Source organism: Pseudomonas sp. IT-P294 (assembly GCF_949767865.1).
Classification (GTDB): domain Bacteria; phylum Pseudomonadota; class Gammaproteobacteria; order Pseudomonadales; family Pseudomonadaceae; genus Aquipseudomonas.
The window spans coordinates 1-26,059 of sequence record NZ_CATKQW010000007.1 but is presented as its reverse complement, the minus strand read 5'-3'; the positions used below and the strand labels follow the sequence as shown (position 1 = coordinate 26,059).

Genomic DNA, 26,059 nt, shown 5'->3' with positions numbered 1-26,059 from the left:
AAATTTCAAAAACTCGCGGTGGCTGACTATGGTGAGGGCTGTCTTCGGATCGCCAACAAGAGAACAACAATGAGCCAGACACCGTTCAATATTCAGCGCGCCGCCGTGATCGGCGCAGGCACCATGGGCCGTGGCATTGTGATGTGCCTGGCCAACGCCGGGGTGCCCGTACAGTGGGTCGATAACAATCCACAGATGCTGGAACAGGCGCTGTCCACCGTGGCCGATACCTACGCTCACAATGTGCGTCAGGGGCGGATCGATCAGGCCGAAGCCGACGCCCGCATTGCCCGGGTCACGGCGGCGGCTGATTATGCGGCGATCCGCGATGTCGACCTGGTTATTGAAGCGGTCTACGAAAATCTGGAGCTCAAGCAAAAGATTTTCCGTGAACTGGACGGCCTGCTCAAACCCGAAGCCATCCTGGCCAGCAACACGTCGGCGCTGGACATCGACGCCATCGCCGCCGCTACACGCCGTGCGCCCCAGGTCCTGGGCCTGCATTTCTTCAGCCCGGCGCACATCATGAAATTGCTGGAAATCGTCCGTGGTGCCCAGACTTCACCAGTGGTGCTGGAAGCTGCGCTGGAGCTGGGCAAGCGCATGGGCAAGGTCAGCGTCGTGGCAGGCAATTGCGAGGGCTTCATCGGTAATCGGATGCTCAATACCTACGTGCTTGAAGCGCGCAAGATGCTGCTTGAAGGCGCTTACCCCTATCAGGTGGATGCGGCGCTGCAAGGTTTCGGTTTTGCCATGGGGCCGTTTCGCATGTTCGACGTCGTCGGCATCGATCTGGGATGGCGTGCACGGGAACTGGCGGGTAAAGGGCAGGATTCACCGGAGGTTCAGGTGGATAACCGTCTTTGCGAACTGGGGCGTTTTGGGCAGAAGAGCGGCGACGGCTATTACCACTACGAACCGGGCAGTCGCCAGGCTGAGCACGATCCGCACGTCGATGCGCTGGTGCTTGAGGTCAGCGAAAGGCTCGGGTTTCAGCGTCGGGAAATAAGTCCTGAGGAGATTCTGGAGCGCTGTCTGCTGGCGCTGGTCAACGAAGGCGCCAAGATCCTTGAGGAAGGCATCGCCGGCTCGGCCCACGACATCGACCTGGTGTACCTCAACGGTTATGGTTTCCCGGCGGACAAAGGTGGGCCGATGGCTTGGGCGGACCAGCAAGGGCTGACGGATATTCATCAGCGATTGAGGGCGCTGGAGACCCGACAGGGCGATCACTGGAATCCTGCTCGCTTGATCGGCGAGTTGGAGTCGGTGGGTAAAGGGTTTGCTGATCGGTAGACTCCACGAATACTGATCGTCCCCACGCTCTGCGTGGGAACGCCTCCATGGACGCTTTGCGTCCGCTGTCGGGACGCGGAGCGTCCCAGGCTGCATTCCCACGCAGAGCGTGGGAATGATCCTTAAGGCGAGAACCCATGAATCAACGCACCGACTACCCGCACTTCCAGCCCATCACCACTCGCTGGCATGACAACGACGTCTACGGCCACATCAACAACGTCACTTACTACAGTTTTTTTGACACGGCGGTGAACACCTACCTGATCGAAGTCGGTGGCCTGGATATCCACGACGGCGCGGTGGTGGGTTTTGTGGTGAGTTCGTCTTGCGATTACTTTGCCTCCATCGCCTTTCCGGATCGCATCGAGATCGGCTTGCGGGTGGGCAAGCTGGGCAACAGCTCGGTGCAATACGAACTGGCGGTGTTCAAGTCGGGGGAAGATGAAGCCTGTGCGGTAGGGCGCTTCGTGCATGTGTTTGTTGATCGTGCATCGAATCAACCCTTGGCGATTCCTGCCGGGTTGCGCGATGCGCTGGAACGTTTGGTGGTTTGACCGGCAAAAAAAATCGCAGCCCTTGGGCTGCGATTTTTTCATCTACCGTAAGCGAGGCGATCAAGCCTCAGTCGTGATAGCGATGATGCTTGCGGTGGCCGTAAGCGTGGCCGCGACCTCGATGCTCATCGCGGTAATAGCGGCGATCATCATGGCCACGATAGGAGCGACGATCATCTTCGTCGTTGCTCTGGTTGCCCATGTAGTTACCCAGCGCGCCGCCGGCGCCGCCGCCCGCTGCGGAGCCGATCAGGCTGCCGGTGGTGCCGCCCATGCTGCGCCCGACCACGTTACCGCCTGCTGCGCCCAGCGCACCGCCAATGGCGGCTTGGCCACGGCTGCGTTTGTCGGCGCCGACGGCGCTACCACCCGCGCCGCCCAGGGCCGCGCCAATGGTTGAACCTGTGTTGCCGCCTAAGGACTGACCGACGACCGAGCCAAGAACCCCGCCCAATGCGCCGCCCACACCTGCTTCGGTGGTGCCTCCGGCAGAAGCGAAGCCACTGACCAGGCCAAGGGACAACAAGAGAATCGAGGAGAACTTCATAGAGGAACCTCAAGGGGATGACGGCGCGATCCTGAGGCTGTGTCATAGTTGTGACAATCGAATTCCGACGAGTAACACGACTTGAGCACATTTCTATAAGTTACTGTTTTTTGAGCGGAACTTAAGTGTTTTTCGCCGGTCTTTAGCTACTTCGGACAGGCCGTTTCTATGCAGAAACGGCCTTTTTTGTGGGCGATGGAAAAGTATTGGCTTCGAGAGATTCGTTTAATGATTCACCGCTTTCGCGAGCAAGCCCGCTCCCACAGCGACCGAGTTCTTCCAGAAGAAACTCGATCACTGTGGGAGCGGGCTTGCTCGCGAAGAGGCCATACCTGCTAGCGCGTCAGGCCGACTTGGCCATGATCAACCCGGTCTCACTCGCCGCCTCCAGCCTGATCGCGACAAACTTCGACGTCGGCGTATGGCTGCCATCACCGGTGCTTTCCAGCGGCACCAGCGGATTCACTTCTGGATAGTAAGCCGCTGCCTGCCCCGCAGGAATATCAAATGCCAGCAGCGTAAAGCCCTTTACGCGACGCTCACGTCCGTCGTCCCAGATCGAAACGATGTCCGCCTTCTGCCCCGGCTTGAAGCCCAGGCGAATGATGTCCGCTTCGTTCACAAACAACACATCACGCTGCCCCTTCACCCCGCGATAACGGTCATCAAGACCATAAATCGTGGTGTTGTACTGATCGTGGGAGCGCATCGATTGCATGATCAGATCCGGCAACACACCCGTGGCGCGCGTGCGTTCGTGAACCAGGTCCTTGGGCAGGGCGTTCGCACGGAAGTTGGCTCGCCCCGACGCGGTGGTCCACTTGCGTGCACCGGCACTGTTGCCAAGGTAGAACCCGCCCGGATTCTTGATCTTCTCGTTAAAGTCGCGAAAGCCCGGAATGGTGTCGGCGATCAAGTCGCGGATACGGTCGTAATCGGCCACCAGCCAGTTCCAGTCCACGGGTTGGCTGCCCAGTGTGGCGGCAGCGATGCCGGCGATGATCGCTGGCTCCGAGCGCATCTGGTTCGACAGTGCCTGCAACTGGCCGTTGGAGGCGTGGACCATGCTGAATGAGTCTTCAACGGTCACCGCTTGCGGGCCTTCGGTCTGGATGTCGATGTCGGTACGGCCCAGGCACGGCAGGATCAGCGCCTCTTTACCGTGGGTCAAATGACTGCGGTTGAGTTTGGTGCTGATCTGCACGGTCAGGTCGCAGTTGCTCAGGGCCTGGAAAGTCCGTGGGCTGTCCGGGGTGGCTTGGGCGAAATTGCCGCCCAGGCCGATGAAGACCTTGGCGCGGCCGTCGGCCATCGCGTGAATTGCCTCGACCACGTTGTGGCCACTTTCACGGGGCACTTTGAACTGGAAGCGTCGTTCCAGGGCATCGAGGAACGCCGCCGGGGGACGCTCGTTGATGCCCATGGTCCGGTCGCCCTGCACGTTACTGTGACCACGCACCGGGCACAGACCGGCACCCGGCCGGCCGATGTTGCCGCGCAGCATCATCAGGTTGGCGATTTCCTGGATGGTCGCCACCGAGTGGCGATGCTGGGTGATGCCCATCGCCCAGCACATGATGACGTTCTTGCTCTTGGCATACATGCGCGCCGCTTGCTCGATTTCCACCAGGGGCAGGCCGGATTGCTCGACGATTTGCTCCCAAGGGGTGTCGTCGATGGTGCCCAGGTATTCCAGCACGTTGACGCTGTGTTCATTGAGGAAGTCGTGGTCGAACACCGCAGGCTCACCGGCCTTCTGCGCGTCACGCTCCCATTGCAGCAGGAACTTGGCCATGCCGCGCATGATTGCCATGTCGCCGCCCAATGCGGGGCGGAAATAGGCAGTGTTGGTTGGCTTGTCGCCGTTGGTGAGCATTTCGATCGGGTGTTGCGGGTGCTGGAAACGTTCCAGGCCGCGCTCTTTCAGCGGATTGATGCACACCACCTGCGCACCGCGTTGCACTGCTTCGCGCAGCGGTTCGAGCATTCGCGGGTGGTTGGTGCCTGGGTTCTGGCCCCAGACAAAAATCGCATCCGCATGTTCGAAGTCTTCGAAGGTCACGGTGCCTTTGCCGACGCCAACGCTTTGCGCCAACGCCACACCACTGGCCTCGTGGCACATGTTCGAGCAGTCAGGGAAATTGTTGGTGCCGTAGGCACGCACGAACAATTGATAGAGGAACGCTGCTTCGTTGCTGGCACGGCCCGAGGTGTAGAACTCGGCCTGATGGGGGCTCGACAAACCCTGCAGATGTTTGGCGATCAAGGCGAACGCAGCATCCCAGCTGATTGGCTTGTAGCGATCGGTTTCAGCGTCGTAGCTCATCGGCTCGGTCAGACGGCCCTGATACTCCAGCCAATAGTCACTTTGCTCCAGCAACGAACTCACGCTGTGCCTGGCGAAAAACGCGCCATCGACACGCCGTTTGGTCGCCTCCCAGTTCACTGCTTTGGCGCCGTTCTCGCAGAACGCCACCATGCCGGCTTCCTTCGAATCGCCCCAGGCGCAACCGGGGCAGTCGAACCCGCCGTTCTTGTTGGTCTTGAGCATCATGCGCAGATTTTTCAACGCGTTGTCGCTGGTCAGCCAGGCCCGGGCAACGCTGGCCAGCGCGCCCCAGCCACCGGCCGCGCCTTTATAGGGCTTGTAACGTGGGACGGGTTTCTGGTCGGCTTGTTGGTGTTGACTCACGCTTGATTCTCCGAAGCCGGGCTGTAGACCCGTGGCGCATTCTTTTGTGGCAAATGGATGAGATTGAGGTTGTGGCGACGGGCCCATTGCACGGCAAGGCCCGTGGGTGACGACAGGCTGACCAAGGTCTGGATACCAGCGCGCAACACTTTCTGGATCAGTTCGAGGCTGCAACGGCTGGTGACAATCGCCAGGCCGCCCGTGGTCGGGATCTTTTGACGGATCAGCCCGCCAATCAGTTTGTCGAGGGCGTTGTGCCGGCCGATGTCTTCACGGCCCAGCAGCAATTCGCCCTGACCGTTCATGAACACCGCCGCATGCACCGCGCCGCAATGCTGGCCCAACGGCTGAAAGGCACCGATACGTTGGCGCAAGCCATCGAGCCATTCGGCGGGCGGCAACGGCGCCCCAGGCAACACTTTGAGGTCCGGCAATGCCTGCTCGACCGCTTCCACTCCGCAGAGCCCGCAGCCGCTGGTGCCGGCCAGTTGCCGACGCTGTTGCTTGAGGTTCCAGAACGCACGATTGGCGATGGTCACTTGCGCGTATTGCGCCGAGCCCGAGCCGCTGAGCTGCAAGTCGTAGATGTCGGTGGCGTCTTCGATGATGCCGCTACCGAGGCTGAAGCCGACGATAAAGTCTTCAAGGTCGGTCGGCGTCACCAGCATCACAGCCTGGCTGATGCCGTTATAGGCGATCGCCAACGCCACTTCCTCGGCCAGCGCGGTGCTGGCGGATTCGGTGTATTGAAGGTCGCTGTAGGTGTATGTCTGGCTAGCGGCGGGCGCGGGCGTTTCAAGGGCGGGCGCCGCGCAGACAGGGCGCTTGGCGTTCATGGGGCATCACCGACGGTTTGGTCAGCTTTAAGCCTAGGCGCGTCAATAGGTCGCGTCTAATCGCTATTACTGATGTACCGATAGATGGCGTCGATCAAGAGCTCTTCGGCGATTTCTGATACAGCGCAAAACAGGCCTCTGCCAACGCCGAGCGCGGGGCACTGCGGCGCATGATCAGCCCAAGCCGGGCAAGGGTTTGCGCATTTTCGATGGGTTGCAGACGCAAATGATCGGTGAGGTTTTCGAGGCCGGCGTCCAACGGCATCACCGCGCAACAGAAGCCGCCGTGCACCGCTTGTAACAATTGGTGGACAGCATCGGTTTGCAATAAAGGTTGCGGCATCAGGCCACGGCTGTGGAAGTTATGGTCGATGGACTGGCGAAAATGCATGCCGCTGGTAAGCATGCCCAAGGGCAGCTCAATCAACGACTCCCAACTCAGCGGTGCCTCGCCGAAGCTGAAGAAGCGCTGATCGTAGAGCAGGCCCATGTGGGTTTCGCTGAAGGCCACTGAGTCGAAACGCTCGCCGTCCAGGCGTTCCAGGTACGAGACGGCAAGGTCGATGCGGTTGTTCGACAGTTGTTCGAGGATCTGTTCGGAACTCAGGGACGAGAGTTCAAAGCGCAGGTTCGGGTGTTGGGTGTGTAGCCGTTGCATTAACGCCAGCGGATCGAAACTCGACAGCGGCACCACGCCCAGCCGCAACGTACCCACCAGATTGCCGCGACACGCAGCGGCCTCGGCCTGCAAACCGTCGTAAGCCGCCAGCACGGTGCGGGCCCACGCCAGCACTCGCTCGCCCGGCGCAGTGAAACCTTCGAAGCGCTGGCCGCGATTGACCAACGGCAAGTCGAGCTCTTCTTCGAGGCTGCGCAGGCGCATGGACAGGGTCGGCTGAGTGATGTGGCAGCGCGCGGCGGCCTGGCCGAAGTGGCGGGTTTCGTCGAGGGCGATGAGGAATTTCAGCTGCTTGATGTCCATCTTCGCTCCAGGGCACGGGAAGGTCCGGATTCTAGCGCCTGGGTGCAACCGGCGTCATTGGTCGGGTGGGAACCGTGTGTTGAAACCTTGGTCTAGGCTTTTGCGTCTGGAACTTAAAACCCAAGGAGAGTGCACCATGAGTATTTTTAGCTTTGTGAAAGAAGCAGGCGAAAAACTTATCGATCTACTGACACCGGGCAACGCCAATGCCAGTGAGCAGTTGAAGGAACACATCAGCAAGGTCGGCCTGGGTAACCCGAATGTGCAGGCTACGGTGGACGGCGACAAAGTCACTGTCACCGGTGAAGTTGGCAGTCAGGAAGAGAAGGAAAAAATTCTGCTGGCGGTGGGTAATATCGCCGGTGTTGGCAGCGTGGACGATCAGATTACCGTGACCGGGCCGGTGGTCGTGGCCGCAAAATTTGTCACCGTCGTGAAGGGCGACACCCTCAGCGCTATTTCCTTGCGCGTGTATGGCGATGCCAACAAGTATCAAAAAATCTTCGAGGCCAACAAGCCGATGCTCAAGGACGTGAACAAGATCTATCCGGGGCAGTCGTTGCGGATTCCTGAGTAGTCCACAACTGCTATCGCGAGCAAGCTCGCTCCCACATTTGATCTTCAGTGAACACAAAATATGTGTACGACGAAAATCCCTTGTGGGAGCGAGCTCGCTCGCGATGCAGGCGACTCGGTCTAGAGCCCCGCAATCAGCTCACGATAATCCCCGACCGCCGCAAACTCAGCCGTGTCCTTCGGCCCTTTGCGGCTGTCCGGCTGGCTCACCGCCAACAGATGCGCCACGCCAAAACCGCGTGCACTGCGCAGGATCGGCAACGTATCGTCGATAAACAGACTGCGCGACGGATCGAAGTCGATATCGGCCTGCAACGCTTCCCAGAACTGCGGATGTTCCTTGGGAAAACCGTAGTCATGCGAGCTGATCAACCGCTCGAAGTACGGCGCCAGTTCAATCCGTTCCAGCTTCAATGACAGCGAGTCCCGGTGCGCATTGGTGATCATCACCACACGCTTGCCGGCCTTTTTGATTGCCGCCAGAAACGTATCCGCATCCGGGCGCAAGGCAATGAGATGCGCGGTCTCCAGTTTCAATTCACGCACCGGCAACTTCAGTTCCGCGCTCCAGAAATCCAGGCAGTACCACTGCAACTGGCCAGCATTGCGTTCGAACAGTGGCTGTAATTCCATCTCGGCCATGGCCCGGCTCACCCCGTGCAACTCGGCGTAGCGCTGTGGCAGGTGTTCCATCCAGAAATGGTTGTCGTAGTGCAGGTCCAGCAGCGTGCCGTCCATATCCAGCAGAACGGTGTCGATGTCGCGCCAGGGCAGCAGGGACATAAAAAACTTCTCCAGACGGTAAAAAAGATATCCGAGGTCAACAATCAGGATAGGCCGGGTATAGTAACCCGCTTACGCCAAGGAGCCTTTCATGCGCCAGAAACCCACCGTACTCGCTCGCGAGATCGTCGCCACCAGCCGTTTATTCTGCGTCGAGGAGCTCAAGCTGCGCTTTTCCAATGGCGTGGAGCGCACCTACGAGCGTTTGGTCGGCAAGGGCGCGGGCTATGGCGCGGTGATGATCGTGGCAATGCTCGACGCCGATCACGCGGTATTGGTTGAAGAGTATTGCGGTGGCACCGATGAATACGAGCTGTCCTTGCCTAAAGGCTTGATCGAGCCGGGCGAAGACGTGCTGGCGGCGGCCGAGCGCGAGCTCAAGGAAGAGGCCGGGTATGGCGCGCGGCAGCTGGAGCATCTGACCGAGCTTTCACTGTCGCCCGGTTACATGAGCCAGAAAATCCAGGTGGTGCTCGCCACCGATCTGTACGAAGAGCGCCTTGAGGGCGACGAGCCCGAGCCGATGGGTGTGGACAAGATCAACCTGCGTGAATTGTCATCCCTGGCGCAGAACCCGCGATTCACCGAGGGCCGTGCCTTGGCGGCGCTGTACCTGACCCGTGATCTTTTGACCCAGCGCGGGGTGTTCCTGCCATGAATTTTCCGCATCCATTGATGGCGCCGGTCGTTGAACTGGCATTGAAGGCTGGCGAAGCGATCCTGCCGTTCTGGCGCACGGGGACTGCTGTGACGGCCAAGTCCGACGATTCGCCGGTGACTGCCGCGGACCTGGCGGCTCATCATTTGATCCTCGCCGGGCTGACTGCGCTGGACCCAAGCATTCCGGTGCTGTCCGAAGAAGACGCCAACATTCCCCAGAGCGTGCGTGCCGGATGGCAGCGCTGGTGGCTGGTCGATCCGCTGGACGGCACCAAGGAGTTCATTTCCGGCAGTGAAGAGTTCACCGTCAACATTGCCCTGATCGAACAAGGTCGGGTGGTGTTCGGCGTGGTGTCGATGCCGACCAACGGGCGCTTTTACGTCGGTGGCGCCGGTTTGGGCGCCTGGCGTGGAGATAGAAATGCTGAGCCGCTGCCGATTCAGGTTCGCGAAGTGCTGGCGGCGGGTGAAGCCTTTACCGTGGTCGCCAGCCGCCGTCATTCAAGTCCGGAGCAAGAGCGCTTGCTGGCCGGGTTGAGCGACAGTCTGGGTGAGTTGCAACTGGCCAATATCGGCAGTTCGCTGAAGTTTTGCCTGTTGGCGGAAGGGGCGGCGGATTGTTATCCGCGACTGGCGCCGACTTCGCAGTGGGACACGGCTGCCGCTCAAGGGGTATTGGAAGGGGCGGGCGGTGAGGTGCTGGATTTAAGCGGCGCGCCGTTCTGTTACCCGGCGCGGGAATCGTTGCTGAATGAGTTCTTTTTGGCACTGCCGGCCAAGGCTGCCTGGCGCGAAAAGCTGCTGGAGCTCGCCCGTACCTGAGATCATTCCCACGCTCTGCGTGGGAATGCAGCCCGTGACGCTCCGCGTCACTGGACGCGGAGCGTCCCTAGAGGCGTTACCACGCAGAGCGTGGGAACGATCATTTGTGGAGGACGTACTGCCCGGTAAATGTCACGGCATCGTCATCACTGTCCGCATTGACGATCCGCGAATGCAGCGTCAATCGCGCCCGCCCATAGCGCTGATACATCGCCAGAAACTTCTTCCACACCGCCGCGCTTGGTGCCTGGCAAATCGCCGTTGCGTCCATGGTCACCGGCAAGGGATAGCTGATCTGCCCTTCCTGAATCACGATATGCCCGCCTTCAACCCCTTCCTCACGCAAGCGTAAGTGCAGCCAGCCCCAACCCGCCAACACCGCGCCGCAATACAGGCTGCCGCCAAACATGGTGCTCTTGTGATTGACGTTGGCGTCCAGCGGCATGTACAGGCGCAATTGCTGATCGTGCCAGTCGAGCACTTTAATGCCCATGGCCCGCGTCAGGGGAATGTCGTGATGGAGAACTGATTCCAGGTGACGACTGTCGCGGCTCATGCATTGATCTCTTGTTTGAAAATGATGATTGGACGGTAGCTCAATCAAGGTCGTCGGTGTGGCTGCTGGCGCCGCCGTCGGCGAAATTCAGGCCATGCTTGCGCAGTTTGTCGTGCAAGGTTTTGCGCGGAATGCCGAGTGCTTCGGCAAGGCTGCGCACTGAACTGTGAGAGCGCGCCAGTTCGGCGGCGATCAGGCTCTTCTCGAAGTTTTCCACTTGCTCGCTCAGACCGCCACTGACCACGTCGACCGTCATGCCGGCTGCACCCTGCGGTGCGTTGTTGTCCAGCGCCAGCTCCAGGCCCAGGGCAAAGCGTTCGGCGGCGTTTTGCAGTTCGCGTACGTTACCTGGCCAGCTATGGCGCAGCAGCAGGGCGCGTTGCCCCGGTTGCAGTTCGTGGGGTGGCAAACCGTGGCGGGCGCTGGCTTCGTCGGCAAAGTGCTGGAATAGCATCAGCGCATCTTCACCGCGCTCGCGTAGCGGCGGAATACGCAGCGGCGCGACGTTCAGGCGGTAATACAAGTCGGCCCGGAAGCGTCCCTGATCGGCAGACTGACGCAGGTCTTCCTTGGTCGCGGCGATGATGCGGATGTCCAGCGGGATCAACTGATTGCCGCCCAGACGTTCGACCACCCGCTCTTGCAGCAAGCGCAGCAACTTCACCTGCACGTCCAGGCTCATGCTTTCGATTTCATCGAGAAACAGCGTGCCGCCATTGGCGAATTCGAACTTTCCGATGCGGCGTTTCTGCGCACCGGTGAAGGCACCAGGCTCATGCCCGAACAGTTCGCTTTCCACCACCGATTCGGCCAGTGCCCCGGCATTGATCGCCACAAACGGACCGCTACGGCGGCTCGACAAATCGTGCAGCGCCCGGGCGACGACTTCTTTACCGGCACCGGTTTCACCGAGGATCAGTACGTCAGCCTTGGTTGCCGCGAGCGCCCCGATCTGTTCGCGAAGACGCAGCATCGGCGCCGATTGCCCGACCAGTCGGGTGCTCAGTTCATTGCGGTCGCTGAGGGCCAGACGCAGGCTGCGGTTATCCAGCACCAGTCGGCGCAGGGCCAATGCGCGGCGCACGCTGTCGAGCAGGGCATCGCTGGCGAAGGGTTTTTCGAGGAAGTCATAAGCCCCGGCGCGCATCGCTTGCACCGCCAGCGGCACATCGCCGTGGCCGGTGATCAGCAGCACCGGCAGCTCCGGGTCCTGGGCATGCAGTTCGCTCAGCAATTCGAGACCGTCCATGCCGGGCATGCGGATGTCACTGACCACTACGCCCGGCCAGTCGCGCTCCAGTTGTGCGGCCAGGCCTTTGGCTTCGGCGAGCGGGAGGATTTTCAAGCCCGCCAGATCCAGCGTCTGGCTCAAGGCCTGACGCAGATGGGGATCGTCGTCGATCAACACGACCTGGACGCGGTTATCGATGGTCATGCACTTCGGTCCTCGGACGGTTGCAGGCTCACGCCCGGTGCGCCGGCGCGCAGCTTCAGGGTAATCAGGGCGCCACCTTCCTTGTGATTGGCGAACGACAGTTCACCACCGAAGGCGCGCATCAGGGTTTCGCAAATCGCCAGCCCCAGGCCGAGGCCCTGCGTGCGGGTCTTGGTGGTGTAAAACGGCTCGCTGGCGCGGCCAAGGGCTTCCATGCAAAAGCCGGGGCCGTTGTCGCGAATGTACAGAGTGACGCCGTCCGCGGTGGATTGGGCACTCAACCAGAGTTTACGCGGCGGGCCTTTTTCGGTCAGCGCGTCCAGTGCGTTGGCCAGCAAGTTGCCGAGCACCTGACGCAGACGGGTTTCCCCGGCCTCGACCCACAACGTGGCGGCCGGCAAATCGCGGATCAGCTCGACTTCCATGCTGCGCCGGCGCTTGGCCAGTAACGCCAGGGCATCGTCCAGCGCCGGCTGCAGCGCCACGCTTTCCGGCGCATGACGATCGCGCCGGGCGAAGGCGCGCAGATGAGCAATGATCGAGGCCATGCGACCGGTCAGTTCACTGATCAACTTGAGGTTGCCGCGCGCGTCGTCGGTGCGTTGATGGTCGAGCAGCACTTCGGCGTTTTCCGCGTAGCTGCGGATGGCTGCCAGCGGCTGGTTCAATTCGTGGCTGATGCTCGCCGACATCGTCCCCAGCGCCGACAGCTTGCCGGCCTGGACCAGATCATCCTGAGCACGCACCAGTTCTTGCTGGGCGTGCTCGCGTTCCAGCACTTCCTGTTTCAGGCGACGGTTGAGGCCTTCCAGGTCGCTGGTCCGTTCGGCGACCCGGCCTTCGAGCTCCCGCCGGGCCTTGGCTTCGAAAGCGATGCGGTCAAGGTAGTGACGGCGCCGTTGCATCATCAGGCCGAGCAGCAACATCAACACCAACAGCGTCGCACCGCCAATGGCGACAACCGTTCGAACCGGGCGGTCGATCAGGGTGCGCGGGGCGAGGATGCTGACGTTCCAGCCGGTTTCGGCGATCTGTTGCGTCTGTGTCAGCCAGGCGTTGGGGTTGAGCGTCAAGGGTTTCGGGTCGCGGGTGGGATACGGTTGAATCGCGGTGATCGCTTTGCTTTCTGTTTCGTTCAAGGGGCGGGTCGAGCGGAACCGCCATTCAGGCCGCGACGTGAGAATGACCACGCCATTTTGGTCGGTCAGCAGCAGTTGTTCCGGGGTTTTGCCCCACAGGCTTTCGGTGTGGTCCAGGTCGACCTTGACCACTAGAACGCCGACGATTTTTTCACCGTTACGCACGGCGGCGGCGAAAAAATAGCCGCGTTTGGCCGATGTTGTGCCCAAGCCGAAAAAGCGTCCTAGCCGCCCGGCCATGGCCTCGCTGAAATACGGTCGAAAGGCAAAATTACGCCCGACGAAGCTGTCGTGCTTGTCCCAGTTGGACGCTGCGAGGGTCTTGCCGGTGGTGTCCATCAGGTACATGACTTCAGCGCCGGTCTGGGCGCTGATATTTTTCAGCAGGCGATTGGCATTGCCTTGGGTGACGCTGTCGTCCGGCGCCCCGAGCACCGCGCGCAGGGCCGGCAGATCACCGAGAATCTGTGGCAACACTTCATAACGGTGCAGCGTGCCCAACAGGTTGGCGACGTACAGGTCGAGGGTCTGACGGTTCTGTCCGGCCAGTTCGCTGCGGTAATAACGCTCGGCCAGATGTTCCAGCGGCCACAGCAACGGCGCCAGGCACAGCGCAAGCAGTGCGAGGCTACGCCAGCGGGGTCTGCGGGGGAGGGTCGGAGTCATGAGCATCGGGCGCCTGTGGTTACAGGCGCATTATGCCTAGGCTTGACGGCGCAGTCTGCGCACCTTGGGTCAAGTCGCTCTTGTGGCGAACGTTCAGACCGGATTTCAGGAAAAGACGTCGGCGTCCTTGAAGAAAGCGGCGTTCTGATCCTTGCCGGACAACTGCGGGGCTTCGTCCAGTTGCCAATCAATGGCCAGGTCCGGGTCGTCCCAACGGATGCTGCGCTCGGCCGATGGGGTGTAGTAGTCGGTGGTTTTGTAGAGGAATTCGGCAAAATCGCTCAGCACCACAAAGCCGTGGGCGAAACCTTCCGGGATCCAAAGTTGGCGATGGTTGTCAGCGGACAATCGCACGGCAACCCATTTGCCAAAATGCGGCGAGCTGCGACGAATATCCACCGCCACATCCAGCACTTCACCGGCCGTAACGCGGACCAGTTTGCCCTGGGTGTTTTCCAGTTGGTAATGCAGACCGCGAAGTACGCCTTTCTGCGAACGGGAGTGGTTGTCCTGAACGAAGGTGGGGTTCAGGCCAGTGGCGTCTTCGAACGCTTTGGCGTTGAAGCTTTCATAGAAGAAGCCGCGATCGTCACCAAATACCTTGGGTTCGATGATCAGAACACCGGGGAGGTCGGTGGTGACTACATTCATGGTGTCTCTCCAGCAATGGCGTTGATGGCGGCATTCTCCCGCAAAGTGTAAACCAGCGCGAGAGGGCACTGCATTTAAAGGGGGTTGCGTAACGCCTCAAGCAGTGGCGATATAAGCGCCTAATAAAATTTAAGGGGTCGTTGTATGCCGCTCGCCACGTTGATTCACCGCGCCAGTTTGCCCAGCCCGCAAGTGACTGCGGAGCAAGCGCTAGAGCTGCTGGAGGGGCATTACGGGTTGAGCGGCAGGTTGCAGGCCCTGGGCAGTCAGCAGGACCTCAACTTTCGTATTGACAGCGATCAGGGGCGTTTTGTTCTGAAGATCTGCCGTGGCGACTACTCGGCGCTGGAGCTGCAAGCCCAGCATGCCGGGCTCAAGCACTTGGCTGAAACATCCAGTGTGCACGTACCGCGAGTGATCCCCGCGAAAAATGGCGCTGACCTGCTTACGCTTGATGTCGGTGGTCAAGCGGTGCACATGCGCCTGCTCGATTACATCGAAGGCCAGTCGCTCACACACCTCGATCACCTGCCCGGTGCGGTGGTGGCCGGTTTTGGTCGACTCTGCGGCGAAATGGACCTGGCGCTGGCGGCGTTCGAGCATCCGGGCCTTGAGCGCACCCTTCAATGGGATGCCCGCCACGCCAATGCGTTAATCGGTCATTTGTTACCGGTGATCAAGGATGACGCGCAACGCCGGTTGATTGCCGATGCGGCCGAGTTGGCCGAGCGCCATTTGCAGCCGCTGGTGAACACGCTGCCAGTGCAGGCCATTCACATGGACATCACCGATGACAACGTGGTCTGGCAGCGGGACGCACAACGCCAGTGGCAATTGCAGGGCGTAATCGATTTCGGCGACTTGATCCGCACCTGGCGCATTACCGATTTGTCGGTGACGTGCGCGGCGTTGCTGCACCACGCCGATGGCGACCCGTTTTATATCTTGCCAGCGGTTCAGGCTTATCACGTGGTCAATCCGCTCACTCGTGGAGAATTGCAGGCGCTCTGGCCGCTGATCGTTGCGCGTGCAGCGGTGCTGGTGCTCAGCGGCGAGCAGCAGGTCAGCATTGATCCGGGCAATGATTACAGCCGCGACAACCTGACCCACGAGTGGGAGATCTTCCGCGTGGCCACATCGGTGCCGCTGGAATTGATGGAAGCGGCGATTCTGACGTGCGTTGGCCAGACACTGCCGGGAATCGGCAGCGAAGGTTTTGCGCCGTTGCTGCCAAGCCTGGTAGGGCGCGAGTTTGCCTTGATCGATCTCGGTGTCCTCAGCCCGCACTTCGAGGCCGGTAACTGGGAGCAGGAAGGGATTGATCAGCGTCTGTTGACCGAGGCAGCGGTGGCTCACGGCCTGGCGGCCAGTCGTTATGGTCAGTATCGACTGTCCCGTACACGGCCCGATAGCTCGACCGAGCCCGACACTTGTCCGCTGCACGTGGAGTTGCGAGTGCCGCATGGTACGGCTGTCGAATCGCCGTTTGCCGGCGTGGTCCATCAGTCGGCGGCAGGTGTGCTGCAACTCGACGGTCCGCAATTGAGCGTGCGCTTGTGGGGTGTGACCCCTTCGCTGCACACCGGTGCGGCGCTGGTCAAAGGCCAGGTGCTGGGTTCGGTCAGCGGACCGTTGATCGTGCAATTGAGTCGAGGCGCGTCGTTGAATGCGCCGCTGTTTTGCACGCCATCTCGCGCCTTGGCCTGGCAAGCGTTGTGCCCATCACCGGCGGCGCTGCTTGGGTTGGCTTGTGACGCCGAAGAGGAACTTGATTCGCAAACGTTGCTGGCCCGCCGCGATGCCAGTTTCGCCCGCACCCAGAAGCACTATTACGTCGACCCGCCACGCATCGAGCGCGGCTGGCGCAATCACCTGATCGATATGCAGGGGCGCTCCTACCTCGACATGCTCAACAACGTCGCGGTGCTGGGTCACGGTCATCCGCGCATGGCCGCGGTGGCCAGTCGTCAGTGGTCGCTGCTCAACACCAACTCGCGCTTTAATTACGCCGCAGTGGCCGAGTTTTCCGAGCGCCTGCTGAAATTGTCGCCGGACGGCATGGACCGGGTGTTCCTGGTCAACAGCGGCAGCGAGGCCAATGACCTGGCGATCCGCCTGGCGTGGGCCTACAGCGGCGGTCGCGACATGCTCAGCGTGCTGGAGGCCTATCACGGCTGGACCGTGGGCGCGGACGCCGTCTCGACCTCGATTGCCGATAACCCCAAAGCCTTGAGCAGCCGTCCCGATTGGGTGCATCCGGTGACCGCACCGAACACCTATCGCGGTGAATTCCGTGGGCCGGACAGCGCCCCGGACTACGTGCGCAGCGTCGAACACAACCTGGCGAAAATCGCCGAGCAGAAACGCCAGTTGGCCGGTTTCATCTGCGAACCGGTGTACGGCAATGCCGGCGGGATCTCGCTGCCGCCGGGTTATCTGAAACAGGTCTATGCAATGGTGCGTGCCCAGGGCGGCGTGTGTATTGCGGACGAAGTGCAGGTCGGTTACGGCCGCATGGGCCATTTCTTCTGGGGCTTCGAAGAACAAGGCGTGGTGCCGGACATCATCACCATGGCCAAAGGCATGGGCAACGGCCAGCCATTGGGCGCGGTGATCACCCGCCGGGAAATCGCCGAGGCGCTGGAGGCCGAGGGCTACTTCTTCTCGTCGGCCGGCGGCAGTCCGGTCAGTTGCCAGATCGGTATGGCAGTGCTGGACGTGATGGAAGAAGAAAAGCTCTGGGAAAACGCCCAGGCGGTGGGCGGGTATTTCAAGGAGCGGCTTGAGGCGTTAATCGATATTCATCCGCTGGTGGGTACGGTGCATGGTTCTGGTTTTTATCTGGGCGTGGAGCTGATCCGCAATCGCGAAACCCTGGAGCCGGCGACCGAAGAAACCACCGCGCTGTGTGATCGCCTGCGCGAGTTGGGGATTTTCATGCAGCCGACGGGGGATTACCTGAACGTGCTGAAGATCAAGCCACCGATGGTGACCTCTCGCCAGAGCGTGGATTTCTTTGTCGACACCCTGTCGAAGGTGCTCGCCGAAGGCCTGTAAACACTATCCCTGTGGGAGCGAGCCTGCTCGCGATGGCGGTTGTACATTCAACATGTGTATCGACTGACCCACCGCTATCGCGAGCAGGCTCACTCCCACAAGGGTCCTGTGTTAATTCGATTGTTATCGGGTTTAAGTGCTTAAAAATAGACAGATGGAAGATTGATCGCTTTTAAAGTCGATATTTATCGGCTATAAAGTCGTCACTGCCAACGTTAAGCACTTGCCCGGAGATGATTCATGAGTCGTATCGTTACCGTTGCCGCCACCCAGATGGCCTGTTCCTGGGACCTTGAAGCCAACATCGAGACCGCTGAAAGACTGGTCCGTGAGGCTGCAGCCAAAGGCGCGCAGATCATCCTGATCCAGGAGCTGTTCGAGGCCCCGTACTTCTGCCAGAAGCCGAACCCGGATTATCTGCAGTTGGCCACCACGGTTGCAGACAACGTCGCCATCAAGCATTTCCAGAAAGTCGCCAAAGAATTGCAAGTCGTGCTGCCGATCAGCTTTTACGAACTGGCCGGTCGTGCCCGTTTCAACAGCATCGCGATCATCGATGCCGATGGCAGCAACCTCGGGATTTATCGTAAAAGCCACATCCCTGACGGCCCTGGCTATCACGAGAAGTATTATTTCAACCCAGGCGATACCGGCTTCAAAGTCTGGAACACCCGTTACGCGAAAATCGGCGTGGGCATCTGCTGGGACCAGTGGTTCCCTGAGTGCGCCCGCAGCATGGCGTTGCTCGGCGCGGAAATCCTGTTCTACCCGACCGCCATCGGCAGCGAGCCGCACGACAAGACCATTTCGTCCCGTGACCACTGGCAGCGCGTACAACAAGGCCATGCTGGCGCCAACCTGATGCCGCTGATCGCCAGCAATCGCATCGGCAACGAAGAGCAGGACGGCTACGACATCACGTTCTACGGCTCGTCGTTCATCGCCAACCAGTTCGGCGAGAAGGTCCAGGAGCTCGACAAGACCGAAGAGGGCGTGCTGGTTCATAGCTTCGACCTCGACGAACTGGAGCACATTCGCAGCGCGTGGGGTTCGTTCCGCGATCGTCGCCCGAACCTGTATGGCACACTAAAGACCCTCGACGGTTCCCTGGAGTCCTGACCGCATGACCACTTTAAACAGCACCCCTCGCGCCGACGGCTTCTACATGCCCGCCGAGTGGGCAGCGCAAACACAGACCTGGATGATCTGGCCCGAGCGCCCGGACAACTGGCGCCTGGGTGGCAAACCCGCGCAAGCTGCCCACGTGGCGGTGTCCAAGGCCATCGCGCGTTTCGAGCCGGTGACCGTGGCGGTTTCCGCCGGTCAGTACGAAAACGCTCGCGCCCGTCTCGACGTGCCGAATATTCGCGTGGTCGAAATGTCCAGCGACGATGCCTGGGTTCGTGACACCGGCCCGACCTTCGTCATCAATAACAGTGGCGAAGTCCGTGGCGTGAACTGGGACTTCAATTCGTGGGGCGGTTTTGACGGCGGCTTGTATTCGCCTTGGAATCGCGATTCGCAAGTCGGCGGCAAGATCCTTGAGATCGAACGCAGCCCGCGCTACCGCACCGAGGGTTTCGTGCTCGAAGGCGGTTCGATTCACGTCGACGGTGAAGGCACCCTGATCACCACCGAAGAATGCCTGCTCAACCGCAATCGCAACCCGCACATGAACCGTGCAGAAATCGAAGCGGTGCTCAGCGCGAATCTGGCTGTGGATAAAATCATCTGGCTACCGGACGGCTTGTTCAACGACGAAACCGACGGTCATGTGGATAACTTCTGCTGCTACGTGCGTCCAGGCGAAGTATTGCTGGCCTGGACTGATGATCCGCAAGACCCGAATTACCCGCGCTGTCAGGCCGCGATGAAGGTGCTGGAAAGCAGCACCGACGCCAAGGGGCGCCCATTTACGGTGCATAAGATGCCAATTCCGGGGCCGCTGTATGCGACCGAGGAAGAGTGCGCCGGCGTCGATCCGGTGGACGGCACTCAGGAACGCAATCCGACCGTTCGTCTGGCCGGTTCCTACGTGAACTTTCTGATCGTCAACGGCGGCATCATCGCGCCAAGCTTTGACGATCCGCTGGACGGTCCGGCCAAGGAGATTTTGCAGTCGCTGTTCCCACAGCACGAAGTAGTGATGGTGCCGGGCCGCGAACTGTTACTGGGGGGCGGTAACATCCACTGCCTTACCCAACAACAGCCGGCACCGCACAAGGAGTGAGTGGGGTTGTAACAGCTTGAGTCGATTGAAAAGCCGCTCACGCTCAGCTTAAGCAACGGCGTTCATCAGCAAGCCCGCAGCCCGACAGGACTGCGGGCTTCTTTGTATCCACTTGTCGACACCTCAGAAACATTGGCACAGCTCTTGTATCCCCCAAGAGGTGAAACAGGGAGGGGGGCGAACTTCGATGTTCTGTCATAAACCTTGGATAAGTTAGCCGCTCACGAACCAGGAGAGAGCGCTGAAATGAACGCCGAAATGAACGTAGTGAGCGAGCGGGCGTTGCATCCCCTGGCAATTAATAGCGAATCGCTCCAGGTTCTGGCGCACTGGTTGAAGTCCAATGGAACGCGTCAGATCAGAAAACCTGATCCGCGCCGGATGATGATCGAGCGCTACCCTGCTGGTTTATTCAGCGAGGCAGAACTGGACGCGTTGTGGGATGTGATGGAAGGATAAGAAGAATAAACAAAGGATTGCTAAAAGCGCTGCCGGGAAGGCGGCGCTTTTTTTATGGGCGAAGGTTTTTAGTGACCACCGCCGATTGCTTTGTGGGAGTGAGCCTGCTCGCGATAGCGGCGGATCAGTTCACATTAAAGTTGGCTGTCCGGCCGCCATCGCGAGCAGGCTCGCTCCCACAGGGGATTGGTGTGAAATAGTATTTCTGGCCGCGCCGGATTAGCGATGTTCAGAGTCTGCAGGTTGCCGTCTATAGGCCATTCATCAAATTGACACAGTGTTCGGGGCGCGGCTACGATCGCGCCCAACGCCTGTGGCTAACCGCCATGACTGACAAAACAATAAAAAGGCCCGCCCCGACTCGCTCGTGGGCGGGCCTTTTGTTTTAGGGGTGAAAAAAGAGTGCGATAGCGCCGTTTCAGCCGTTCGACACAGTGCGTTTCAACCGGTCTTAAGGAAAAAAACAAAATGTTGAACAAGCGAATCAGCCTGATCGCTCTGGGGATGTTGAGCGCTACACAGGCCTTGGCGGACGATCAGTCCCAATCCAAGGGCTTCGTTGAAGACAGCAGCCTCAACGTGCTGCTGCGCAATGCCTACATCAATCGTGACTACAAAGACGGTCGGGCCGACAAAGCCGAGTGGGGCCAAGCGGCCATCGGCACGTTCTCGTCCGGCTTCACCCAAGGCACCGTCGGTGTGGGTGTGGACGCCTTCGGTCTGTACGCGCTGCGCCTGGATGGCGGCAAAGGTCGCACCGGCGCTCAAGGTATCGATTTCTTTAAAAAGGGCGACAGCGGTAACGCGGCTGACGACCTGTCCAAGGGCGGCGCAGCGGTCAAATTCCGTCTCTCCAGCACCACGCTGACCTACGGCGATCAGATGCCGGTCCTGCCGGTTCTGAACTACGACAACTCGCGCCTGCTGCCGGAAAGCTACACCGGCACCTTGATCACCTCCCGGGAGATCAAAGGCCTGGAACTGAACGCCGGTCGCTTCACCGCCGAATCGCGTAAAAGCGCTGAAGGCCGTGACAGCGGTGGCTTGAAGTCGATCAATGTATTGGGCGGCAGCTACCAGTTCACTGAACAATTCAAGGCTGCGCTGTACGCCTCCGATGTCGAAGACGTGCTGAACAAGCAGTACGTGAACGCCAACTACGTGTTCCCGATCGACAAGGATCAATCACTGACCCTGGACTTCAACGGCTACCGCACCAAGCTGGATGATTCCTACGTCCGCGAGAGCGGCGCGACCGGTGACGACAACAAGATCTGGAGCCTGGCAGCGACCTTCGTCACCGGCCCGCACTCGTTCACGCTCGCTCACCAGCGCAGCACCGGCGACAGCAACCTGGGCTACCCGTATGGCGGTTACCAGAAAGATCAAGGCCGCGTCGGCGACGGTGGCAATACGATCTTGCTGGCTAACTCCTACTGGTCCGACTTCAACGCCGAAGACGAACGCAGCTGGCAACTGGGCTATGGTCTGGACTTCGGCACCTTCGGTGTTCCAGGCCTGAGCTATAACGTCGCGTACGTGCGCGGTGACAACATCACCACCTCCACCAGCGACGGCGGCACCGAGCGCGAAATTTTCAACCAGTTCAAGTACGTCGTACAGAGCGGTCCGGCCAAAGACCTGAGCGTGAAACTGCGCAGCTCGATCCTGCGCGTGTCGCAGAAATCCAGCGAGTACAACGTCAGCGGTAACGAAGTGCGTGTGTTCGTGGATTACCCGATCAACATCTTCTGATGATCGATTGAGTTTTTTACTCAAAAAAAACCCCGACTGGTTCGGGGTTTTTTTTGACTGAGAACCGTCGAAAAACGCATAAAACGGTCATTTTCGATCATGAAAAGTCGAATTTGAGCAACGTCATGCTCCGTTTCAAGCAGCGCTTGATATGCCTCAAATTCTTTCTCATGGACGTAAATCCTGTGCTCTCTAGATTAGGCTGCTAAATGCACGGAGATTTTGAAAATGATCGTATTGAACAAAGAAGTGGGCGAATTTCTACGGCGTGACAAATATGCCAATGTCCGGGGTGCTGACTTCAATCTCTACGGTCATTTCAATGATTTCGTCAGACTGACCAGAAGTTGGGAAAACATGGAGCCGGACAGCTACTACGGTCAGGCCGAGGCGGGCATGCGCTATCGTCGCTACAGCGATTTTGAATACAACCCGGTCACCCGCGACCTGAAGCAGCTTGAGCACCGCGCCTATATCCAGTCCAAAGCCAACAACAGTTATGTTGGCGGAATGGTTCGGCACTTCCAGGACTTCTCCGAAGAAATTATCAATTCGCCGGTGATGCGCAGCCTGATCGATACGGATTTCGAGGTGTACAAGAACGTCTTGCCGCCGGAGTTGCACGACGAAATCTGGCAATGCCAGATTCATCAGATCCGCATCGAGATCAAGCCAGGCAAACAAGTGGAAATCACCCCGGAAGGGATTCACTGCGACGGTTATCCGTTCAGCGGCGTGCACTTCTGGGGACGCAATAATGTAGACGGCGCAGAGAGCCGTTTGTACGACACCGATAATCAAGAGCACCTGGCCTCGACGACTTATCAGGAAATCCTCGACACCACCTACTTTCTCGATCGCGATATGCGTCACTACGTGACCCCTGCCCGCAATACCCATTCTCACGACTTGGCGTACCGGCAGATTCTGGCGATCTCTTTCTCGCGGCCCGGGACCGCTTTCGACATTGTTCGCTGAACAGTACAACACCGTGACCAGCCTCGCCGAGTGCCCTGCACCGGTGATGCTGCGGCGCACCACGGCAAAGGATGCACAGCGCCTGGAACGCTTCTTTCGGCAATTCGAAGAAGTCTCTTTCTGTGAATGGCAGGACGCCAAATGCCTGCGCGGTGTGCTGGTGCAGAAGACCACCACCGCGTTTATCGCATTGGATGTCAGTGGCGAAATCGTCGGCGCGGTGCTGGGCGGAATGCTCGGCAGTCGGGGCACGATCAACCACTTGGCAGTGAGCCCGGAGTATCGCAGCCAGGGCGTCGGCCAGCGACTGGTCGAAGCCGCTTCGGCCGACATGAAACGCGTGGGCGTGCTGCGCATGTTCCTGTTTGTCGACGATGCTAACCTTGCCGGCCAACGCTTTTGGAGTGCCCAGGGTTTTTGCGAACCGCGCGGCGAAAGAACATTTGAGAGGGACCTATGAATGAGACGTCCAGCAGCCCGCCGCTGATGGTCGAGCCGCACGCTTCGCGCACCTTCGCCGAAGCAAGCCCTGTGGTTGCGGGTTACTTCACGGTGTCGTTTGTCTTCGGGTTGATGGCGGTGAATGCCGGGTTGCCCGTATGGCTGCCCGTTGCCATGTGCCTGTTTGTCTATGCCGGCGCTTCGCAGTTTGCCGCCCTGGCGTTGATTTCCAGCGGCGCTTCGCTGACCACCATCATCCTCACCACGTTTCTGATCAACGCGCGGCACATGCTGATGTCGGTCTACATGGCCAAGGCGTTACAGGCGATGGGGCTCAGCCGGCTTGAGCGCTGGTGTTACGCGGGCGGGCTGACCGATGAATCGTTCGCTTTCCACAGCGTCAAACTGGGCAAGGGCTCGCCGGTCAACGTGCGTTACCTGATCGGTTTCAATCTGTATTGCCACACCTCGTGGGTGCTCGGCGGTTTGCTGGGGGCGATTTGCGCACAGTACGCGGCGCACTTGATCAAATATCAGCTCGACTACGCGCTGACCGCGATGATGCTCTACGTGCTGGTGTCGCTGTGCAACACGCGCAACAAACTCATCGCCGCACTGGCCGCTGTCGCCTGCATGGGCGCGCTGAGCCTGGTCGGCAGTTCGCCGTTTAACGTGTTTACCGCCACTTTCGTCGGCTGTGGAGTGGGCGTATGCCTGACCAAACGTTCCTGATCCTGGTCGTCGCGCTGATGATGGCGGTGACCTTCTTGCCACGCGCATTGCCGCTGCAAGTGAACACCGATCATTGGCCGCCCTTCGTCGCCCGGGCACTGGAATACCTGCCGGTGGCGATCGTCGCTGCAATCAGCGTTACGCCGTTGTTGATCAAGGATCAGCACGTGCAGCTCGATCGCCCGGAATTTTATGCCGCGATTCCGACGTTGTTATGTGCGTATTTCAGCAAAAACCTCTTTCTCTCCGTTGCGCTGGGAACGGCTGCGTACATTGCGCTCGGCTCGTTCATGTAGCGGCAGGTCGACCACATCGTGCAAGGCCTGGCCCGACAACTCAGGGTTATTGATCGCCAGCCGCACTTCGAGGGCATCCTCGAAACCGGGGAAAATGGTCAAGCCGTTACGTTGGGCCGCATCACGCGAGACCATGCCGAGGCCATCCATTTGCGTAATCAACGACAGTGTCAGGGTTTCGCTGCAGGAATAGACCATCCGCTTGCCCGACTCGTAATTGCCAAGACCGGCGTCGAGAAAGCGCAAGAAGCTGTGGGAATACGGACAATCATCCGCCGGACGCACCTGAAACTTGTTGCCAAGCAACACCAGCGGGTCATTTTCCTGACCGCAATGAGCACCGACCACCTGCACCTGGACCTCGGGCAGGATAATGCTCGGCAACCCCGGCTGCTGCGGGCCGATCAACACGGCCAGGTCGAAGTCTTCGTTCTTCAGCTTGCTGAGGTTTTCCATCGACTCGGCGTAGCTGAATTCCAGCTGATAGTCGGGGAACACCTCAATCAGGCGCCCGATCATGCGTCGATTGAAGTCTCCCGACAGCGTGGTGTTCAGCGCGACCTTGAGCGTGCGCTGCCCAGGCACCTTCAGTGCCGCCACTTTTTCCTCAAGTTGCCGCGTGGCAACCAACACCTTGTCCATATAAGGCGTGAGTTCCGTGCCTTGCGTGGTCAAGGTCAATCCCTTGTTGGAGCGACGAAATAACCTGAAACCAAACTGTTCTTCGACCTTGTTCAACTGCGCAGCCAATGCCTGCACGGTTAAACACGAATGCTCTGCTGCCGCCGACAAGGAGCCGGTTTGAACAATGCGCATAAGGTTGCGTAGGGTTCTGCTATCCATTGGGTAATGCCCTCTAATGTGGGCTGGCTATTGTTGAGTACCTGGCCGCCGGTTGGGCGATACGTGCTGGCTATAATCCTGCACATGAACACGCTTGTCCCGAGTTTAGTAGCGAAATGATGCTGCGTCCGATGGCTGGAGGCTTACATAGAGTCGAGGTTTTTCGGGAAGGGTGGGTGATCAGGGTCAAAAAAATGCTCGGACCGAGAGGTTTGGGCATTTTTTTTGGGGTTCGAAACTCACAGCGCTGGGGATTATTTCCTGCGTTGTCTTCGGACGGCTCTCTAAAAAAATGGGGATCGGGCTGATAGTTAGCGTCTGCAGAAACAGCTGAAATGGCACATCACAATCCAGTCTATGACTCCGCTTATCAACTCGACATTGATCGAAAACGGTACGCTCGACCACAATGCAGAGGTAGCGCCAATGTAGCTACAAAATCACGGTGAGGGCGTTTTTATGGGTGTATTGCTGAAAACCACTGATGTGCGTTGCCGCATTGATGAGGATTTGAAGATGCGTGCAACTGAAGTCTTGAGCGCGTGCGGCCTGAGCATCAGTGATGCCATGCGTCTCTTTCTCCGTCAGGTTGTTGCGACTCAGGGGCTCCCTTTTGAGGTACGCGTCCCGTCGGAGAAGACAGCCCGCGCCATGATGGAAGCACGAAATATTCGCCAGCAGTTCGATTCGATAGACGAAATGCTGAGGGATGCTGATGGCGAAACCGGCGAACAAGCAAAAGCGCGCTGAACTACCTAAACAATGTGCACAAACATCGGTATTTAAGAAGTCGTGGGAACGTTACAAGCGGGCCGGACGTCGTGATATGAATGAGGTCCGGCAAGTGATGATCATGCTGTTTCTGGAGGAGGCTTTACCTCCCGAGTACCTTGACCATGCTTTGACGGGTGATTGGATCGGTTTCCGAGAATGTTGGCGGTGATTTCTTGATGATCTATGAGCACACACGTTCCGATCTGATCACATTTGTTGATCTAGGAATTCATTCAGAACTATTCAAGTAGAGCGCTCTAGGCGTTTGCAGCGTCCTTGTAGATGACGCTGGCAAC

The 26,059-nt window shown here is 59.3% G+C and carries 25 protein-coding genes and 1 pseudogene; 16 read left to right on the top strand and 10 right to left on the bottom strand.

Annotated elements, in window-relative coordinates; translation table 11 throughout:
• Window positions 1-69 precede the first annotated feature (69 nt).
• Both ACM6I0_RS05710 and ACM6I0_RS05705 read left to right on the top strand, forming a co-directional pair.
• Window positions 70-1,296, top strand: coding sequence for a 3-hydroxyacyl-CoA dehydrogenase NAD-binding domain-containing protein (locus ACM6I0_RS05710; protein ID WP_414921681.1), 1,227 nt, complete (start codon window positions 70-72; stop codon window positions 1,294-1,296).
• A gap of 137 nt (window positions 1,297-1,433) precedes the next feature.
• Complete coding sequence (locus tag ACM6I0_RS05705) at window positions 1,434-1,853, top strand: acyl-CoA thioesterase (protein WP_414921680.1); 420 nt, start codon at window positions 1,434-1,436, stop codon at window positions 1,851-1,853.
• A gap of 67 nt (window positions 1,854-1,920) precedes the next feature.
• On the opposite strand, the gene ACM6I0_RS05700 is transcribed toward ACM6I0_RS05705, so the two are convergent.
• The 4 genes from ACM6I0_RS05700 to ACM6I0_RS05685 form a co-directional block, all read right to left on the bottom strand.
• On the bottom strand, window positions 1,921-2,400 hold the full coding sequence (locus ACM6I0_RS05700) for a glycine zipper domain-containing protein (protein WP_414921679.1): 480 nt from the start codon (window positions 2,398-2,400) through the stop codon (window positions 1,921-1,923).
• A gap of 343 nt (window positions 2,401-2,743) precedes the next feature.
• A complete protein-coding gene (locus ACM6I0_RS05695; protein ID WP_414921678.1) occupies window positions 2,744-5,092 on the bottom strand; it encodes an FdhF/YdeP family oxidoreductase in 2,349 nt (782 codons plus the stop codon).
• The gene (gene fdhD, locus ACM6I0_RS05690) at window positions 5,089-5,928 is read right to left on the bottom strand and encodes a formate dehydrogenase accessory sulfurtransferase FdhD (RefSeq protein WP_259157311.1); all 840 of its coding nucleotides are present in this window, start codon (window positions 5,926-5,928) and stop codon (window positions 5,089-5,091) included. Before fdhD ends, ACM6I0_RS05695 begins: the two co-directional genes overlap by 4 nt.
• 94 nt (window positions 5,929-6,022) lie before the next feature.
• Entirely contained in the window at window positions 6,023-6,910 is an 888-nt protein-coding gene (locus ACM6I0_RS05685) for a LysR family transcriptional regulator (protein ID WP_414921677.1), read from the bottom strand.
• A gap of 136 nt (window positions 6,911-7,046) precedes the next feature.
• Between ACM6I0_RS05685 and lysM the strand changes: the two genes are divergently transcribed.
• Window positions 7,047-7,487, top strand: a complete 441-nt coding sequence (gene lysM / locus ACM6I0_RS05680; protein ID WP_090176912.1) for a peptidoglycan-binding protein LysM — start codon at window positions 7,047-7,049, stop codon at window positions 7,485-7,487.
• 119 nt (window positions 7,488-7,606) lie between these two features.
• Here the strand turns inward: lysM and yrfG are convergent, their stop codons facing one another.
• On the bottom strand, window positions 7,607-8,269 hold the full coding sequence (yrfG, locus tag ACM6I0_RS05675) for a GMP/IMP nucleotidase (protein WP_414921676.1): 663 nt from the start codon (window positions 8,267-8,269) through the stop codon (window positions 7,607-7,609).
• A 91-nt stretch (window positions 8,270-8,360) separates the two neighbouring features.
• Here yrfG and nudE point away from each other — a divergent pair, with 91 nt between their 5' ends.
• On the top strand, window positions 8,361-8,927 hold the full coding sequence (gene nudE, locus ACM6I0_RS05670) for an ADP compounds hydrolase NudE (protein ID WP_208670534.1): 567 nt from the start codon (window positions 8,361-8,363) through the stop codon (window positions 8,925-8,927).
• Window positions 8,924-9,751, top strand: coding sequence for a 3'(2'),5'-bisphosphate nucleotidase CysQ (cysQ, locus tag ACM6I0_RS05665; RefSeq protein WP_285433424.1), 828 nt, complete (start codon window positions 8,924-8,926; stop codon window positions 9,749-9,751). Before nudE ends, cysQ begins: the two co-directional genes overlap by 4 nt.
• A 100-nt stretch (window positions 9,752-9,851) precedes the next feature.
• On the opposite strand, the gene ACM6I0_RS05660 is transcribed toward cysQ, so the two are convergent.
• The 4 genes from ACM6I0_RS05660 to rfbC form a co-directional block, all read right to left on the bottom strand.
• Window positions 9,852-10,307: a thioesterase domain-containing protein gene (locus tag ACM6I0_RS05660; RefSeq protein WP_285433426.1), complete on the bottom strand. Its 456-nt coding sequence runs from the start codon at window positions 10,305-10,307 to the stop codon at window positions 9,852-9,854.
• A 40-nt stretch (window positions 10,308-10,347) separates the two neighbouring features.
• The gene (locus ACM6I0_RS05655; RefSeq protein ID WP_285433427.1) at window positions 10,348-11,742 is read right to left on the bottom strand and encodes a sigma-54-dependent transcriptional regulator; all 1,395 of its coding nucleotides are present in this window, start codon (window positions 11,740-11,742) and stop codon (window positions 10,348-10,350) included.
• On the bottom strand, window positions 11,739-13,547 hold the full coding sequence (locus ACM6I0_RS05650) for a sensor histidine kinase (protein ID WP_285433429.1): 1,809 nt from the start codon (window positions 13,545-13,547) through the stop codon (window positions 11,739-11,741). Before ACM6I0_RS05650 ends, ACM6I0_RS05655 begins: the two co-directional genes overlap by 4 nt.
• Before the next feature lie 105 nt (window positions 13,548-13,652).
• Entirely contained in the window at window positions 13,653-14,198 is a 546-nt protein-coding gene (gene rfbC, locus ACM6I0_RS05645) for a dTDP-4-dehydrorhamnose 3,5-epimerase (RefSeq protein WP_285433431.1), read from the bottom strand.
• Between the two features lie 144 nt (window positions 14,199-14,342).
• Here rfbC and ACM6I0_RS05640 point away from each other — a divergent pair, with 144 nt between their 5' ends.
• The 9 genes from ACM6I0_RS05640 to ACM6I0_RS05600 all read left to right on the top strand — a co-directional run bounded on the left by ACM6I0_RS05640 (window position 14,343) and on the right by ACM6I0_RS05600 (window position 24,146).
• Window positions 14,343-17,255, top strand: a complete 2,913-nt coding sequence (locus ACM6I0_RS05640; RefSeq protein ID WP_414921675.1) for an aminotransferase — start codon at window positions 14,343-14,345, stop codon at window positions 17,253-17,255.
• A gap of 240 nt (window positions 17,256-17,495) precedes the next feature.
• A complete protein-coding gene (gene aguB / locus ACM6I0_RS05635) occupies window positions 17,496-18,374 on the top strand; it encodes an N-carbamoylputrescine amidase (protein ID WP_414921674.1) in 879 nt (292 codons plus the stop codon).
• 4 nt (window positions 18,375-18,378) lie between these two features.
• The gene (gene aguA / locus ACM6I0_RS05630; protein ID WP_414921673.1) at window positions 18,379-19,485 is read left to right on the top strand and encodes an agmatine deiminase; all 1,107 of its coding nucleotides are present in this window, start codon (window positions 18,379-18,381) and stop codon (window positions 19,483-19,485) included.
• A gap of 246 nt (window positions 19,486-19,731) precedes the next feature.
• Entirely contained in the window at window positions 19,732-19,944 is a 213-nt protein-coding gene (locus ACM6I0_RS05625) for a hypothetical protein (protein WP_222589352.1), read from the top strand.
• 468 nt (window positions 19,945-20,412) lie between these two features.
• Window positions 20,413-21,699 carry an OprD family porin gene (locus ACM6I0_RS05620; protein ID WP_414921672.1) on the top strand — a complete coding sequence of 429 codons (1,287 nt, stop codon included), beginning with the start codon at window positions 20,413-20,415 and terminating at the stop codon, window positions 21,697-21,699.
• Between the two features lie 228 nt (window positions 21,700-21,927).
• A complete protein-coding gene (locus tag ACM6I0_RS05615) occupies window positions 21,928-22,677 on the top strand; it encodes a 2OG-Fe dioxygenase family protein (protein WP_285433440.1) in 750 nt (249 codons plus the stop codon).
• A gap of 46 nt (window positions 22,678-22,723) precedes the next feature.
• Window positions 22,724-23,137 (top strand): GNAT family N-acetyltransferase, encoded by a 414-nt coding sequence (locus ACM6I0_RS05610; protein WP_259157498.1) that lies wholly within the window; start codon window positions 22,724-22,726, stop codon window positions 23,135-23,137.
• On the top strand, window positions 23,134-23,850 hold the full coding sequence (locus ACM6I0_RS05605) for an AzlC family ABC transporter permease (RefSeq protein ID WP_208670518.1): 717 nt from the start codon (window positions 23,134-23,136) through the stop codon (window positions 23,848-23,850). Before ACM6I0_RS05610 ends, ACM6I0_RS05605 begins: the two co-directional genes overlap by 4 nt.
• Window positions 23,829-24,146, top strand: a complete 318-nt coding sequence (locus tag ACM6I0_RS05600) for an AzlD domain-containing protein (RefSeq protein WP_222589356.1) — start codon at window positions 23,829-23,831, stop codon at window positions 24,144-24,146. Before ACM6I0_RS05605 ends, ACM6I0_RS05600 begins: the two co-directional genes overlap by 22 nt.
• Here the strand turns inward: ACM6I0_RS05600 and ACM6I0_RS05595 are convergent.
• Window positions 24,063-24,989 (bottom strand): LysR family transcriptional regulator, encoded by a 927-nt coding sequence (locus ACM6I0_RS05595; RefSeq protein WP_090176870.1) that lies wholly within the window; start codon window positions 24,987-24,989, stop codon window positions 24,063-24,065. The genes ACM6I0_RS05600 and ACM6I0_RS05595 overlap by 84 nt on opposite strands.
• 459 nt (window positions 24,990-25,448) lie before the next feature.
• On the opposite strand from ACM6I0_RS05595, the gene ACM6I0_RS05590 reads away from it, so the two are divergent.
• Both ACM6I0_RS05590 and ACM6I0_RS05585 read left to right on the top strand, forming a co-directional pair.
• Window positions 25,449-25,739: a type II toxin-antitoxin system RelB/DinJ family antitoxin gene (locus tag ACM6I0_RS05590; RefSeq protein WP_090176867.1), complete on the top strand. Its 291-nt coding sequence runs from the start codon at window positions 25,449-25,451 to the stop codon at window positions 25,737-25,739.
• Window positions 25,699-26,014, top strand: a pseudogene (locus ACM6I0_RS05585) (type II toxin-antitoxin system YafQ family toxin). The gene ACM6I0_RS05590 and the pseudogene ACM6I0_RS05585 overlap by 41 nt, the downstream one beginning before the upstream one ends.
• The last annotated feature ends 45 nt before the right edge of the window (window positions 26,015-26,059 follow it).